Raw genomic sequence first — 13,784 nt, forward strand, 5'->3', positions numbered from 1 at the left:
CCGGTCCCGACGGGCGAACCGCCGGAGGCTACCCGCGTACCTCCGGCGCGTACGTCCCGAAGCTCCAGACGTTGCCCTCCAGGTCGCGGGCCATGTAGTCCCGCGAGCCGTAGTCCTGGTCGGTCGGGGGCATCAGGATCTCCGCGCCGTGCTCCACCGCCCGCCGGTGATGGGCGTCGACGTCCGCCACCACGACGTACACCCCCGTGGGGCCGCCGCCCTTCATCGCCTCGTCGAAGCGGCTGCCGCTGCCCTTGGAGCCGAGCATCACCGCGCCGTTGCCCTGGGCCAGCTCGGCGTGGGCCACCGAGCCGTCCTCGCCCTCGTACACCGCGAGTTCGGTGAAGCCGAAGGCCTCGGTGAGCTGCCGGATCGCCGCCTTGGCGTCCGCGTACCGGAGCGTCGGGCAGATGCTGGGGCTGTTGCCCGCGTTGCCTGTCATGCCGATCACTTCCTTGTGAACCGGTGGTCCGTCCTGACTGGTCGGGTCCATGGCCCGAAGGCCGCTTTGGACTCGTTCGCCCAGTCTTGCACCGGCCACTGACAACGCCCGGCCGACGCCCGGCTGGGAAAAGCGGTTGCACCGCCCCGTTAGACTGGCCCTCATGGCCATTCTCCTCGTGCATTAGAGCGGCGGGAACCTCCACAGCCGCCCATCCCCGCCAACCACCCGCCCAGGAGTCTGACCGTGATCTCCGCCTCCGGCATCGAGCTGCGCGCCGGTGCCCGTGTCCTCATCGAGAGCGCCACCTTCCGCGTCGCCAAGGGCGACCGCATCGGCCTGGTCGGCCGCAACGGCGCCGGCAAGACCACTCTCACCAAGGTCCTGGCCGGTGAGGGCCAGCCCGCCGCAGGTGCCGTCACCCGCTCCGGCGAGGTCGGCTACCTCCCGCAGGACCCGCGCACCGGCGACCTCGACGTGCTCGCCCGCGACCGCATCCTGTCCGCCCGCGGCCTGGACACCCTGATCCGCAAGATGCGCGACAACGAGCAGCGCATCGCCAACGGCCAGGGCGCCACCCGTGAGAAGGCGCTCAAGCAGTACGAGCGCCAGGAGACCGAGTTCCTCACCAAGGGCGGATACGCCGCCGAGGCCGAGGCCGCCACCATCGCCGCCGCGCTCAACCTGCCCGACCGGGTGCTCGGCCAGCCCCTGCACACGCTCTCCGGCGGTCAGCGCCGCCGTATCGAGCTGGCCAGGATCCTGTTCTCGGACGCCGACACCCTGCTGCTCGACGAGCCGACCAATCACCTCGACGCCGACTCGATCATCTGGCTGCGCGACTACCTGAAGACCTACCGCGGCGGCTTCATCGTGATCTCCCACGACGTCGACCTGGTCGAGACAGTCGTCAACAAGGTGTTCTACCTGGACGCCAACCGCTCCCAGATCGACGTCTACAACATGGGCTGGCGGCTCTACCAGCAGCAGCGCGAGGCCGACGAGAAGCGCCGCAAGCGCGAGCGTCAGAACGCCGAGAAGAAGGCGTCCGCGCTGCACTCGCAGGCCGACAAGATGCGCGCCAAGGCCACCAAGACCGTCGCCGCGCAGAACATGGCCCGCCGGGCCGACAAGCTGCTGGCCGGCCTGGAGGCCGAGCGGAAGTCCGACAAGGTCGCCAAGCTCCGCTTCCCCGAGCCCGCCCCCTGCGGCAGGACCCCGCTGACCGCCGAGGGACTCTCCAAGTCGTACGGCTCCCTGGAGATCTTCACGGACGTCGACCTGGCCATCGACAAGGGCTCCCGGGTCGTCATCCTCGGCCTCAACGGCGCCGGCAAGACCACGCTGCTGCGCCTGCTCGGCGGCGTGGAGAAGCCCGACACCGGCGAGGTGATCGAGGGGCACGGGCTCAAGCTCGGCTACTACGCGCAGGAGCACGAGACCCTCGACCCCGAGCGCACCGTCCTGGAGAACATGCGCTCGGCCAACCCCGACCTCGACCTCGTCGACGTCCGCAAGACGCTGGGTTCGTTCCTGTTCTCCGGCGACGACGTCGACAAGCCCGCCGGTGTCCTCTCCGGCGGCGAGAAGACCCGCCTCGCCCTGGCCACCCTCGTGGTCTCCTCGGCCAACGTGCTGCTCCTCGACGAGCCCACCAACAACCTCGACCCGGCCAGCCGCGAGGAGATCCTCGGCGCGCTGCGCACCTACAAGGGCGCCGTCGTCCTCGTCACCCACGACGAGGGCGCCGTCGAGGCGCTCCAGCCGGAACGGATCATTCTGCTTCCGGACGGGGTCGAGGACCTGTGGGGCGCCGACTACGCGGATCTCGTCGCCCTCGCTTGATCGAATGGATGATCCACTGGTTATGGATCATTCGGCCGATCCGTGATCCGCCATCTGTGTGAGATCTCCTCATCAAGAGGTGTGTCCTACATCGAATTCGCGGCCGGACCCCCATCCACCGGGGGTCCGGCCGCGACGCCTTTCTGACCAGGAATTTCGCGGAGAAACTCGTTCGGCGGAACGGGCCCGTTTCTCTGGAATCAGGGGTTCCGTATGTGGGGACGCGCTCCTGTCGTCACAACCTTGTCTCATCAGCCTTGCCGAATGGGTGGCCATGAGCGCCTGGAGGGGTGATCATGAGGAGAACCAGAGCGCACTTCCCATGAGGAGGCACGGGTGGCCGAGACTCTGAAGAAGGGCAGCCGGGTTACCGGCGCCGCGCGCGACAAGCTCGCGGCAGACCTGAAGAAGAAGTACGACGCCGGTGCAAGCATCCGGGCGTTGGCCGAGGAAACCGGCCGCTCGTATGGCTTTGTGCACCGCATGCTCAGCGAGTCGGGCGTCACGCTCCGAGGGCGTGGCGGGGCTACCCGGGGCAAGAAGGCCACTTCGGCCTGACGTCCCGGGCGGCCCCCGGCTCCGAAAGTGACGGTGGCCACCCGGTCGGTCGTCCGACCGTCCGGGTGGTTACTGTGCAGTCACTTAGCCCTGCCGTCGCACGGCGCACCGTCCGGCGCGCGGCGGGGACGACGACCGCACCTTTCGGAGGCGCCCCATGGCTTCGCCCGCCCACGACCCCGGTCCCGCACTCGACCAGGACGGCGTGCGGCTCACCGTCGACGACGCGATCGCCACGGTGACGCTGACCAACCCGGCCAAGCGCAACGCGCAGAGCCCCGCTCTGTGGCGGGCGCTCGCCGAGGCCGGCCGGCGGCTGCCGGGCTCCGTCCGCGCCGTGGTGCTGCGGGCCGAGGGCAAGTCCTTCTCGGCCGGGCTCGACCGGCAGGCGTTCACGCCCGAGGGCTTCGACGGCGAACCGTCGTTCATCGACCTCGCACGGGGCGCCGACGCCGAGCTGGACGCGACCATCGCCGAGTACCAGGAGGCGTTCACCTGGTGGCGGCGCAGCGACCTGGTGTCGGTCGCCGCCGTGCAGGGGCACGCCATCGGGGCGGGCTTCCAGCTGGCCCTCGCCTGCGACCTGCGGGTCGTCGCGGACGACGTGCAGTTCGCCATGCGCGAGACCAGCCTGGGGCTGGTGCCGGACCTGACGGGCACGCATCCCCTGGTGTCCCTGGTCGGGTACGCCCGCGCGCTGGAGATCTGCGCCACCGGGCGCTTCGTCGCGGCCGAGGAGGCCGTGAGCACCGGCCTGGCCAACCTCGCCGTGCCCGCGGACCAGCTCGACCCCGCCGTGCACGACCTGGTGTCCGCGATCCTGGCCGCACCGCGCGACGCGGTCGTCGAGACCAAGGCGCTGCTCCAGGGCGCCCAGACGCGGGACTACGAGGCCCAGCGCACCGCCGAACGGGCCGCGCAGGGACGCCGGCTGCGTGACCTGGCGGGGCTCGGGGAGTAGGGACGCCGAGGCGCGGCTGCTCAGCCGACGTCCGTCCGGGTCACCACCACCGCCACCGTCGGGCGGTCCGCCACCGCCTCGGACACCGCCGCGCGGACCCGCCGGGCCACCTCGACGGCCCGGTGGTCCGCCCGCACCGCCAGCTCCACCCGGACGTGGCGGCGCGGCAGGGCACCCTCCCGGGGCGGCGGCTCGGTCAGGTGCACCGGACGGCCCAGTACGCCCGTCAGCCGCGCCACGCCCGGCACCGTCAGCGCGGCCCGGGCGACGCGCCCCTCGTCCCCGCTCGCTTCGCTTCCGTCGTCGCTTCCGCCGTCGCCGGTGTCGGTGTCGGTGTCGGCCGCGTCGACGGGCCCCGGCCCGGGCCCGGCCTCCGGACCCGCCTCCGGCGTTTCGTCGAGCAGGCCGGTCACCCGCAGGTCCACGTCCGCCGCCGTGAGGCCGAGCCGCGCGGCCGCCGCCTCCGCCAGCGCGGCCCGCAGGCGCGCGGCCGTCGCCGGCAGGGGCTCCGCGACCGCCGTCGTCGGCCCCACGACCACCGCGAAGTCGGCCGTCACCCGCAGCGGACCGGGCGGCAGCGCACCCGGCGGAAGCGGTACGGCGGGCTCGCGCACGTCGTCCGGGTCCGCGAGCCCGACCCGCAGGTCACCCGGACGCACCCCCGCCACCCCCCGGGCCGCCGCCAGCAGCACCTCCCGGGCCGCCCGCTCGGCGATCCACGCGCCGTCCCCCGGGCCGCCCAGCGGCAGCAGCCTGCCGAGACCCAACTGCTCCCGCACCGCCCGAGTCCACCGGTCCGCCGTAGTCATTGCCCCAGCCTGCCGCATCCGTGGCGCGAGTCACCGCAACCCCGCCTAACGTGGGCACAGGACTACGACCGAAAGGGACGTACGGCGATGAGCGACATGGAGAGCAACCGGAGCGGGCAGGACACGATCGAGACCTCCGGTACGGCCAAGGGCCAGACGATTCGGCGCGGCGGCGGAGACCCCGGCACCCGGGGACGCACCACGATCGCCGACGGCGTCGTCGAGAAGATCACCGGAATGGCGGCACGCGACGTCTCCGGTGTGCATGCGATGGGCAGCGGGATGTCGCGCACCTTCGGCGCCGTGCGCGACCGGGTGCCCGGCGGGACCAAGTCCGGGGTGACGCGCGGGGTGAAGGCCGAGGTCGGCGAGAAGCAGACCGCCCTCGATCTGGAGATCGTCGTCGAATACGGCGTGTCGATCGCGGACGTGGCCCGGGACGTGCGGGAGAACGTGGTGGCGGCGGTGGAGCGGATGACCGGTCTGGAGGTCGTCGAGGTCAACATCGCGGTGAGCGACGTGAAGCTGCCCGACGAGGAGGACGAGGAACCGGAACCCCGGATCAGGTGACACGGACGCTGACGGAACGCTGACTGAACGGTGAGTGAATCGGTGAATGAGGGGAGCGCACCATGAGCATGGCCGTGGTCGGCATGATCGCCGGCATGGCACTGGGCTTCGCCGGATACTTCGGCGGGTTCGGCGCCTTCCTGCTGGTGGCGGCCCTGGGGGCCGTCGGGTTCGTCGTCGGCCGCTTCCTGGAGGGGGACATGGAACTCGGTGACTTCTTCCGTACCCGCGACGACCGGCGGCGGTGACCGGCGTGAGCGATGGGGCCGGTGAGCTCCTCGAACCCCTGGCCCGCGTGGCACCGGGGGAGCGCGGCGCCACGCGGATCGCCGACCGGGTCGTCGCCAAGGTCGCGGCCCGGGCGGCGCGCGAGGCGCTCGGCCCGCTCCACCCGGACGCCGCACGGCCGTACGCGACCGTCGACGTCCACCACGACACCGCACACGTCCGGGTCCACCTCGAACTCGACTACCCCTGCGACATCGGCGCCCGCTGCGGCCAGGTGCGTCACCAAGTCGTCCAGCGGGTACGTGCGTTGGTGGGCATGGCGGTGCCGGAGGTCGCCGTCCGGGTGGAGCGGCTGCACCTGGCGGCGCAGTACGGCGCGAGGCACGGGAGGACGCGATGAGCGAGCCGCAGGGCTCCGGGACGGGAGAGGGCAGCACCCAGCGCCTGCCCGTCGTGGAACGCGGCACCCATCCGGGTGCGGCACCGTCGCCGGACCAGCACGAGCCCGGGCCCCCGGACGCGTCCGGGAGCGGACGTGCGGGCCGTTTCTGGTCCGTGCGCCGAGTCCCCGCCGGCCTCGTCGCGCTGCTGCTCCTGCTCCTCGCCGGGGCCTTCCTCTACGACGTCGCCGCCGTGCGCGCCGGCCGGTCCGCGCTCGGCTGGCGCCGCGACCTGGCCCGGCAGCTCGCCGAACGGCCCGTCGACGACACCTGGGTGCTGGTCGGCGCGGGCGTCGCGGCGGCCCTCGGGCTCTGGCTGCTCGTGCTGGCCCTCACCCCCGGACTGCGCCGGGTGCTGCCGATGCGGCGCACGCATCCGGACGTACGCGCCGGGCTGCACCGGGACGCCGCCGCCACGGTGCTGCGCGACCGGGCCATGGAGGTCTCCGGGGTGCAGTCGGCGCGGGTGCGGATGCGCCGCCGCCGGGCCCGGGTACGGGCGCTGTCGCACTTCCGGGAACTGGACGACGTACGGGCCGACCTGGACGGTGTGCTCGACGACGCGGTGCGCGGCCTCGGTCTGGCCCGGCCGCCCGCCGTGTCGCTGCGGGTTGCGCGCCCCGGACGGAAGGGGTGAGCGCGGTGCTCAGGACGGTGAACCGGGTACTGACGGCACTGGCGGGTCTGGTCCTGCTGGCCCTCGGCGGTGCGGTGCTGGCCGTGGGCTGCGACGCCCCGGCACCCTCCTGGTGGGTCCACCAGGGGCCGCACGACGTGCTGCTGAGCAACGCCGAACGGACCCGGTGGCGGGAGGCCGGCTGGTGGTGGCCGGTCGTCATCGCCGGGCTCGCGGTCCTGCTGCTGCTCGCCCTGTGGTGGCTGGTCGCGGTGGTACGCCGCCGCAGGCTCACCGAGGTCCTCGTCGACACCGGGGACGGCGAGGGCGCCACGCTGCGCGGCAGGGCACTGGAGGACGTCGTCGCCGGTGAGGCGGACCGCGTGGACGGCGTCGAACGGGCCGGCGTCCGGCTCACCGGCCGCCGCGACGCCCCGGCGGCCCGCGTCCGGCTGCTCCTGGCTCCCCACGTGGACCCCGGCACGGCCCTGCACGACCTCACCACCCGGGCCCTGTCCCACGCCCGTGACTCGGCGAACCTCGCCTCCCTCCCGGCGGAGGTCCAGCTCCGTGGCGTCAAGCACGGGGCCGAACGGGTCAACTGAGGGAGCGGCCCCCCGGCACCGCCCGGCCGGCTCCTCAGAACCCGTGCCGCACGCCGCCGTCCACCGGCAGCATCACGCCCGTGATGTACGACGCCGCGGGGGAGAGCAGGAACGCCGACGCGCGGCCGAACTCCTCCGGGGCGCCGTAGCGGCGCAGCGGGATGCGGGACTCGGCGGCCGCCCTGGTCGCCTCCGGGTCGGCCGACAGCCCGTCCAGCTCGCGCACCCGGTCGGTGTCGACGCGCCCCGGCAGCAGGCCGACGACGCGGATGCCGCGCGGGCCCAGCTCGTCGGCGAGGGACTTGGCGAAACCCGCGAGCCCGGGGCGCAGACCGTTGGAGATGGTCAGGCCCGGGATCGGCTCGTGCACCGAGCCCGACAGCACGAACCCGATCACCCCGCCGTCCGCCAGCTCGGCCGCCGCCGCCCGGGCCAGCCGCACCGCGCCGAGGAACACCGACTCGAACGCCGACTGCCACTGCTCGTCCGTGGTGTCGGCGACGAACCCGGGCGGCGGCCCGCCCACGCTGATCAGTACGCCGTCGAAACGGCCGAAGCGCTCACGGGCGGTGGCGATCAGCCGCCCGGCGGCCTCCGGGTCGGCGTTGTCCGCGGCGACGCCGACCGCGTCCGGTCCCAGTGCCGCGGCCGCCTGAGCGACGCTCTTCTCGTCCCGCCCCGTGACGACCACCTTCGCCCCGTCGGCGACCAGCTCGCGCGCGGCGGCGTTGCCCAGGCCCCGGGTGGCACCCGTGACGACGTACACCCGGTCCTTCAGTCCAAGATCCATGACCCCTATCCTGCCTCCTCGCCCCCGAACAGGGCGAGGGCCGTGTTCACCAGGCCGACGTGGCTGAAGGCCTGCGGGAAGTTGCCGAGCTGGTGTCCGGCCACCGGGTCGTACTCCTCGGCCAGCAGCCCCACGTCGTTGGCGAGCCCCACCAGCCGCTCGAACAGCTCCCGGGCCTCCTTCGTCCGGCCGGTCGCGTGCAGCGCGTCCGCGTACCAGAACGAGCACACTAGGAACGTCCCCTCGCCGCCCGGCAGGCCGTCCACGGGATCGCCCTCGGTGCTGTAGCGCCGCACCAGGCCGTCCCGGGCCAGCTCCGCGCCGATCGCGTCGACCGTGCCGACCACCCGCGGGTCGTCCGGCGGCAGGAAGCCCACGCGCGGGATGAGCAGCACCGAGGCGTCCAGCTCCCGCGAGCCGTAGTACTGGGTGAAGGTGTTGCGCACCGGGTCGTAGCCCTTCTCGCACACCTCGCGGTGCACCTCGTCGCGCAGCGCCCGCCAGCCGTCGAGGTCACCGCCGCCCAGCTCGGGACGGTCCTCCAGCGTGCGCACCGCCCGGTCCAGGGCCACCCACGTCATCACCTTCGAGTGCACGAACTGCCGGCGCCCGCCCCGCACCTCCCACAGCCCCTCGTCCGGCTCCCGCCACGCCGTGGCCAGGAACTCCATCAGGGCGCACTGCAACTCCCACATCTGCGGCCGGGGGCGCATCCCGGCCAGCCGGGCCAGCGACAGGGAGTCCATGACCTCGCCGTACACGTCCAGCTGGAGCTGGTTCACCGCGTCGTTGCCGATGCGCACGGGCGCGGAACCGGCGAAGCCGGACAGCCACGGCAGCTCGTACTCGGGCAGCCGCCGCTCGCCCGCGACGCCGTACATGATCTGCAGGTCCGCCGGGTTGCCCGCGACCGCGCGCAGCAGCCAGTCGCGCCAGGCCTCCGCCTCCTCCAGGTAGCCCGCCGACAGCAGGGCGCCCAGGGTGAGCGTGGAGTCGCGCAGCCAGCAGAAGCGGTAGTCCCAGTTGCGCACACCGCCCGGCTCCTCGGGCAGCGAGGTGGTGGGGGCGGCCACGATGCCCCCGGTGGGCTGGTACGTGAGTGCCTTCAGCGTGATCAGGGAGCGGACCACGGCGTCGCGGTGCGGGCCGTCGTAGCGGCAGCGTGCCGCCCACTCGCGCCAGTCCTCCACGCTGTGCTCCAGCGACATGTACGGGTCGATCAGCGGCGGCCGGGGCTCGTGCGAGGGGTGCCAGGTCAGCACGAACGCGACCTTCTCGCCCGCGGCGACGGTGAACTCGGCGTGCGTCCCGAAGTCCTGGCCCCAGCTGTGCACCTCGGGCTCGCTGCGCAGCCACGCCGAGTCGGGTCCGGCGACAGCCACCCGGTGCCCGTCGGACCGGCGCACCCACGGCACGATCGAGCCGTGGTCGAAGCGCAGCCGGAGCACGCTGCGCACGGTGACCTCGCCGCTCAGGCCCTCCACGATGCGGACGAGATCGGGGGCCCGGTCGCGCTGGGGCATCAGGTCGGTGACGCGGACCGCACCGTCCTCGGTCTCCCACTCGGTGTCCAGGACCAGGGTGTCCCGCCGGTAGGCACGCCGTGTGCAGCGTTCGGCGCCCTCGGGGGCGATGCGCCAGTGGCCGTTGTCCTCGTCGCCGAGCAGCTTGGCGAAGCAGGCGGCCGAGTCGAAGCGGGGCAGGCAGAGCCAGTCCACGGAGCCGTCTGCGGAGACCAGGGCCGCCGTCTGCTGGTCGCCGATGAGCGCGTAGTCCTCGATGTGGGGGTGCACGGGTTGACCTCTTCCCGGCCTCGGCCGGAGCAATCGGATCCGCCCCGCGCGCTCCCGCCGCCCGGCTACACCGTCACGGGTTCCGCCTCCGCGGGCTCCACGTCCTCGGCGGCCTCCCGGTCGCGCTTCTCCCGGCGGACCAGGAACCACCAGCCGACCGGAACGGCCGCGGCGAACAGCCACCACTGGATGGCGTAGGCGAAGTTCAGCGCGGCGTTCTCGTTGCCGGGCCCGCCGATGGGCTCCGGGGTGTCGTTCTTGGGCTCGGGAGTCTTCAGGACCACGTACCCGCCGAGCACCCGGGCGTCCAGGCGCTCGGCCTGCTGCTCGCTGTTGATGAGCATGATCTGCCGGTCCGGGAGACCTTCGAGGTCCTTGATGCCGCTCGCCTCGGTCGTCTCGTCGGGCATCAGCCGGCCGGTGAGGGTCAGTTCGCCCCGGGGCGGTGCGGGGACCTTCGGGAACGCGGTCTGGCTCGGGCCGTCCGCGGGGATCCAGCCCCGGTTGACCAGCAGGACCTTGCCGTCGTTCAGCACGAACGGGGTCAGTACGTGGTAGCCGATGTTGTCGTCGCCGTCGGTGCGGCGGCGGACCACGACCTCGCGGTCCGTGTCGAAGCGGCCCTTCGCGGTGACGGTGCGGTACCGCTCGCGCGTGGTGATCTTCTCGCCGGGTGCGGTCAGCGACTCCACGGGCACCGGTGGCGCCTCGAGCGCGTGCGCGACCAGGTCGTTCCGGGCGGTGCGCTCCTCGTAGCGGTGCATCTGCCAGAAGCCCAGCTTGATCATCGTGGGGATGAGCAGCACGGCGAGCAGCGTGAGGATCACCCACTGGCGGGACAACAGGAAGCGGTACACGCATCGACGGTACCTTGGCCCGGATCGGCCCTCGCGAGGAGGTCCCCGCGAGGGCCACAGCCCCGCGTCGGCGGGGAGCACGGCCGGCATCCGTGCCGCGGCGTGGGTTCAACGACCGCTTCGCCCGGCTGCCACGCGAAGTGCTCAGACCTTGTCGACGATCCCCGCCCTCCCCTCCGCGCGGGCGCAGTGGGCGCCGCAGAACCAGTGGCCGTCGACCTCGACGCCCTGGCCGATGATCTGCACCCGGCAGTGCTCGCAGATGGGGGCCATCCGGTGGATCGCGCAGGAGAAGCAGTCGAAGACGTGCACCGCTCCCTGGGCGTGGACCTCGAAGGTCATGCCGTAGTTGTTGCCGCAGACTTCACATGTCGCCATGCGCCACAGGGTGGGCCGTCGCCGCGAACGCGGGCCAGCGGCCGCCGGGCGAGTCGCCCGGAATCACCCGTCCGCAGGCTCGACGTCCGCGAGCAGTTGTCCGAAGGCCGCCTCGTCCACCACCGGAGTCCCGAACTGGCGGGCCTTGACCACCTTGGAGGTGCCCGAGTCCGGATCGTTGGTGACCAGCAGGCTGGTCAGCCGGGACAGACTGGTCGCGACGTGCAGTCCCGCCTCGACGGCGCGGTCCTCCAGCAGGTCGCGCTCGACGGAGGTGTCACCCGAGAAGGCGACCCGCATGCCCTGCTTGAGCCGTTTGCCCTCTTCGTACCGGCCCGGGTTGGGATGGGGGCATGCGGGCCTTTTACGGGAGGGGCGCCAACTGGTCGGCCGGTAGCTCCCGTAGCCCGCCTGCTGCCCGATCCGGGGCGCGGGCCGGTCCGACCACTCGGTCAGCGGCCGGCACTCGTGCAGCGGCAGCCGCACGTCCCCGGCCGCCGCGGCGAGCAGACTCGGCCGGAACGCCTCCGCCAGCACCCGGGCGTCGTCCAGCGCGTGGTGCGCCCGCTGCTGCACGACGCCGAAGTGCGCGGCCAGCGACTCCAGCTTGTGGTTGGGCAGCGGCAGGTCCAGCGCCTTGGACAGCGCGATGGTGCACAGGCGTTGACGCACCGGTGCCTCGCGCTCCGCGCGCGCGTACTCACGGGCGATCATCTGCCAGTCGAAGACCGCGTTGTGCGCGACGAGGACCCGCCCGTCGAGCCGGGCCGCGAACTCCTCGGCGACGTCCGGGAAGAGCGGTGCGTCCCGGAGCACGTCGCTGGTCAGACCGTGTATCCACACCGGGCCCGGATCGCGCTGCGGATTGACCAGGGTGTACCAGTGGTCCTCGACCTCGCCGCGGGCGTCCAGCCGGTAGACGGCCGCCGAGATGATGCGGTCGTCGCGGGCCAGGCCGGTGGTCTCCACGTCGACGACCGCGTAACCCTGGGGATACGCGGCCGGCCACGCCGTGGCGGACGGCGCTGCGGTCGTGCGGTCTTCGAGCATGGTCAATGAGGATACGGGCCCGGACCGACACTCCGGTCCCGCAGGTGCCCGGTGCCGTCAACGCCCGGGCGTCCGGGGAGTGTTGCGACACCCCGTCGGCGCCCTCGCCGACGCCCTCACCAATGGCCTCATGATGCCCTCACCAACGGACTCACCAACGGATCGGCACCGGAAGGGCCGTCAGGAGCCCCGACACCGCCACCACCACGCCCAGCGCGACGACCTCCGCGCGCGCGGGGGAGCAGGCGGTCAGCGGGTCGGCCGCGCGGCTCAGCCGGATCCGGGCCCACAGCGCGAGGGCGGCGACGGCGGCCACGAGGAGCACCTTGGCCAGCAGGACCCGCCCGTAGGCGGTGTCCGTCAGCTGGTCCAGGATCGTGCCCGCCGGCATCCGGCGCAGCGAACTGCACACCCCGGTGGCCGTCAGGGCCGCCAGCAGAACGGCCGCCACGCGCGCGTAGAGCCCCAGCAGGGCCGGCCCCGCCTCCGTCGCCCCCCAGTGCCGCAGGGTCCGCAGCACGTACAGCAGACCGCCCACCCACAGGGAGGCGCACGTCAGATGGACGAGGGTCAGCCCGGAGCCGAGCAGCGGGCTGTACTCGGTCGTGGGATGCGCGCGGAGCGCGTCCGCGACGATCACCGCGGCCAGCGGCCACACCTGGAGTCCGGGCCGCCGCGAGGTCGCGCACAGCCCGGCCGCGAGGAATCCGTTGACCTCCAGCAGTGCGAGCCTGCCGTCACGGGACGTGTAGAGACCGCCGACGTCGATGTCGGCGACGGAGTCCGGCACCAGGTTGCCCGTGGCCACCACCGAGGCCAGCCCCAGCGCGGCTGCGAGACCGACGGCAGCCGCGTACGGCGACCAGCTGCGGGGCCGGTCCGGGGGAGCGCCGGGCAGCGACCGGGCCAGCCGGTTCGCGAAGAGCTCGCCGAGCGGAACGCTCAGCGCGGCGAAGAGCACCGCGCGCAGCAGGGCGATGCCACCGGTGCCGGGCGCCTCGGCCTCCCCGGTGCCGTGCAGCGCGGGGGAGGGGCCGAGCACGGGTATCAGCGCGCCCAGGGCCACCAGCACGAGTACGACGACCGTCCGGCCGGTGCCGGAGGGCCGTGAGTGGCGTCCGGTGTCGGTGGTCCGGGACGGGGGGCGTATCGGGGTCACCCCAGGATCTTCACCAAGTCACCAGATCCGGGCAAGTTCCGCCGCCGCGCTCACGCCTCCCGTGCCGTGTCGGCCACGGACGCGTCCTGCGGGTGGGAAGCGGCCGACCACCACAGCCGCACCTCCTTGCGCACGTCCGTGGGGCGCAGCTCCCACCCCTGGGCGAGGGCGACTTCGGCGACGTACCGTCCGCCGACGCCGCGGTAGACGCGCCGGGGTATCTCGCACTCCACGGGCGGCCGCGCCTTCTTCGGCTCGCGCGGGGCGGAGGCCCGCTCGGTCCAGTTGCCGACGACCTTGTCGACCCGCGCCCGGTAGTGGGCGGTGTCGCCCTCGTGCCGCAGCTCGGGCCACGTCACACACCAGGAGCCCAGCCGGGCTGTGCCACCGAGGACGTCGTCCACGAACCTCATGTAGCCGCGCCCGAAGCCCTCACTGACCGCGGCGATCCCGTCGGCGAACAGACCCACCACGAAGAGCACCGCCGCCACTGCCAGCCAGAACGCGCACAGCAGCGGGAAGAACAGGAGGGTCGCGACGAACTTCAGGGCCAGCGACCAGCGGGGGCGCACCGGTTCGGGCCCCCAGGTGGTGGGATCCTCGTAAGTGTCCATGGCGAAGATACTGTCGTACGACGACGGGGGCGGCGGACCGGACGGGAACCGGACCGCCGCCCCCGCCTC

At 73.1% G+C, this 13,784-nt stretch carries 17 protein-coding genes; 8 read left to right on the forward strand and 9 right to left on the reverse strand.

The features are described from left to right. Nucleotides 1-28 precede the first annotated feature (28 nt). Complete coding sequence (locus R2E43_RS29175) at nt 29-442, reverse strand: VOC family protein (RefSeq protein ID WP_030872956.1); 414 nt, start codon at nt 440-442, stop codon at nt 29-31. 246 nt (nt 443-688) lie between these two features. Between R2E43_RS29175 and R2E43_RS29180 the strand changes: the two genes are divergently transcribed. The 3 genes from R2E43_RS29180 (at nt 689) to R2E43_RS29190 (ending at nt 3,806) form a co-directional block, all read left to right on the forward strand. After that, nucleotides 689-2,287 carry an ABC-F family ATP-binding cassette domain-containing protein gene (locus tag R2E43_RS29180; protein WP_003976982.1) on the forward strand — a complete coding sequence of 533 codons (1,599 nt, stop codon included), beginning with the start codon at nt 689-691 and terminating at the stop codon, nt 2,285-2,287. Between the two features lie 336 nt (nt 2,288-2,623). Continuing rightward, nucleotides 2,624-2,845, forward strand: coding sequence for a helix-turn-helix domain-containing protein (locus R2E43_RS29185; RefSeq protein WP_003976983.1), 222 nt, complete (start codon nt 2,624-2,626; stop codon nt 2,843-2,845). A gap of 157 nt (nt 2,846-3,002) precedes the next feature. Then, a complete protein-coding gene (locus R2E43_RS29190; RefSeq protein WP_011028003.1) occupies nt 3,003-3,806 on the forward strand; it encodes an enoyl-CoA hydratase/isomerase family protein in 804 nt (267 codons plus the stop codon). A gap of 20 nt (nt 3,807-3,826) precedes the next feature. On the opposite strand, the gene R2E43_RS29195 is transcribed toward R2E43_RS29190, so the two are convergent. Then, the gene (locus tag R2E43_RS29195; protein WP_011028002.1) at nt 3,827-4,615 is read right to left on the reverse strand and encodes a hypothetical protein; all 789 of its coding nucleotides are present in this window, start codon (nt 4,613-4,615) and stop codon (nt 3,827-3,829) included. A gap of 87 nt (nt 4,616-4,702) precedes the next feature. Here R2E43_RS29195 and R2E43_RS29200 point away from each other — a divergent pair, with 87 nt between their 5' ends. The 5 genes from R2E43_RS29200 to amaP all read left to right on the forward strand — a co-directional run bounded on the left by R2E43_RS29200 (nt 4,703) and on the right by amaP (nt 7,074). Continuing rightward, nucleotides 4,703-5,185, forward strand: a complete 483-nt coding sequence (locus tag R2E43_RS29200; RefSeq protein ID WP_003976986.1) for an Asp23/Gls24 family envelope stress response protein — start codon at nt 4,703-4,705, stop codon at nt 5,183-5,185. Between the two features lie 62 nt (nt 5,186-5,247). Then, the gene (locus R2E43_RS29205; RefSeq protein ID WP_003976987.1) at nt 5,248-5,433 is read left to right on the forward strand and encodes a hypothetical protein; all 186 of its coding nucleotides are present in this window, start codon (nt 5,248-5,250) and stop codon (nt 5,431-5,433) included. Next, entirely contained in the window at nt 5,430-5,813 is a 384-nt protein-coding gene (locus R2E43_RS29210) for a hypothetical protein (protein WP_003976988.1), read from the forward strand. The genes R2E43_RS29205 and R2E43_RS29210 overlap by 4 nt, the downstream gene beginning before the upstream one ends. Next, nucleotides 5,810-6,490, forward strand: coding sequence for a DUF6286 domain-containing protein (locus R2E43_RS29215; protein ID WP_030872962.1), 681 nt, complete (start codon nt 5,810-5,812; stop codon nt 6,488-6,490). The genes R2E43_RS29210 and R2E43_RS29215 overlap by 4 nt, the downstream gene beginning before the upstream one ends. Continuing rightward, complete coding sequence (gene amaP / locus R2E43_RS29220; protein ID WP_332056706.1) at nt 6,487-7,074, forward strand: alkaline shock response membrane anchor protein AmaP; 588 nt, start codon at nt 6,487-6,489, stop codon at nt 7,072-7,074. The genes R2E43_RS29215 and amaP overlap by 4 nt, the downstream gene beginning before the upstream one ends. Nucleotides 7,075-7,108: 34 nt before the next feature. Here the strand turns inward: amaP and R2E43_RS29225 are convergent, their stop codons facing one another. The 7 genes from R2E43_RS29225 to R2E43_RS29255 form a co-directional block, all read right to left on the reverse strand. Continuing rightward, nucleotides 7,109-7,864 carry an SDR family oxidoreductase gene (locus tag R2E43_RS29225; RefSeq protein ID WP_003976991.1) on the reverse strand — a complete coding sequence of 252 codons (756 nt, stop codon included), beginning with the start codon at nt 7,862-7,864 and terminating at the stop codon, nt 7,109-7,111. Between the two features lie 5 nt (nt 7,865-7,869). Beyond that, nucleotides 7,870-9,657: a glycoside hydrolase family 15 protein gene (locus R2E43_RS29230; RefSeq protein ID WP_011027999.1), complete on the reverse strand. Its 1,788-nt coding sequence runs from the start codon at nt 9,655-9,657 to the stop codon at nt 7,870-7,872. Between the two features lie 65 nt (nt 9,658-9,722). Further along, a complete protein-coding gene (locus R2E43_RS29235; protein ID WP_030872966.1) occupies nt 9,723-10,514 on the reverse strand; it encodes an SURF1 family cytochrome oxidase biogenesis protein in 792 nt (263 codons plus the stop codon). A gap of 144 nt (nt 10,515-10,658) precedes the next feature. Next, nucleotides 10,659-10,892, reverse strand: coding sequence for a hypothetical protein (locus R2E43_RS29240; protein ID WP_003976994.1), 234 nt, complete (start codon nt 10,890-10,892; stop codon nt 10,659-10,661). A gap of 63 nt (nt 10,893-10,955) precedes the next feature. After that, entirely contained in the window at nt 10,956-11,942 is a 987-nt protein-coding gene (locus R2E43_RS29245; protein ID WP_011027997.1) for a DEDDh family exonuclease, read from the reverse strand. Nucleotides 11,943-12,093: 151 nt separating this feature from the next. After that, the gene (locus tag R2E43_RS29250) at nt 12,094-13,101 is read right to left on the reverse strand and encodes a CopD family protein (protein WP_030872972.1); all 1,008 of its coding nucleotides are present in this window, start codon (nt 13,099-13,101) and stop codon (nt 12,094-12,096) included. 50 nt (nt 13,102-13,151) lie between these two features. Then, entirely contained in the window at nt 13,152-13,715 is a 564-nt protein-coding gene (locus R2E43_RS29255) for a hypothetical protein (RefSeq protein WP_332056707.1), read from the reverse strand. Nucleotides 13,716-13,784 lie beyond the last annotated feature (69 nt).

The sequence above is a fragment of the Streptomyces violaceoruber genome (genome assembly GCF_033406955.1).
Taxonomy (GTDB): domain Bacteria; phylum Actinomycetota; class Actinomycetes; order Streptomycetales; family Streptomycetaceae; genus Streptomyces; species Streptomyces violaceoruber.

Excerpts from the sequence above, each read along its gene's own strand:
- R2E43_RS29175 (WP_030872956.1), bottom strand. The coding sequence starts at position 442 with ATGACAGGCAACGCGGGCAACAGCCCCAGCATCTGCCCGACGCTCCGG.
- R2E43_RS29190 (WP_011028003.1), top strand. The coding sequence starts at position 3,003 with ATGGCTTCGCCCGCCCACGACCCCGGTCCCGCACTCGACCAGGACGGC.
- R2E43_RS29195 (WP_011028002.1), bottom strand. The coding sequence starts at position 4,615 with ATGACTACGGCGGACCGGTGGACTCGGGCGGTGCGGGAGCAGTTGGGT.
- R2E43_RS29200 (WP_003976986.1), top strand. The coding sequence starts at position 4,703 with ATGAGCGACATGGAGAGCAACCGGAGCGGGCAGGACACGATCGAGACC.
- R2E43_RS29205 (WP_003976987.1), top strand. The coding sequence starts at position 5,248 with ATGAGCATGGCCGTGGTCGGCATGATCGCCGGCATGGCACTGGGCTTC.
- R2E43_RS29215 (WP_030872962.1), top strand. The coding sequence starts at position 5,810 with ATGAGCGAGCCGCAGGGCTCCGGGACGGGAGAGGGCAGCACCCAGCGC.
- R2E43_RS29225 (WP_003976991.1), bottom strand. The coding sequence starts at position 7,864 with ATGGATCTTGGACTGAAGGACCGGGTGTACGTCGTCACGGGTGCCACC.
- R2E43_RS29240 (WP_003976994.1), bottom strand. The coding sequence starts at position 10,892 with ATGGCGACATGTGAAGTCTGCGGCAACAACTACGGCATGACCTTCGAG.
- R2E43_RS29245 (WP_011027997.1), bottom strand. The coding sequence starts at position 11,942 with ATGCTCGAAGACCGCACGACCGCAGCGCCGTCCGCCACGGCGTGGCCG.
- R2E43_RS29255 (WP_332056707.1), bottom strand. The coding sequence starts at position 13,715 with ATGGACACTTACGAGGATCCCACCACCTGGGGGCCCGAACCGGTGCGC.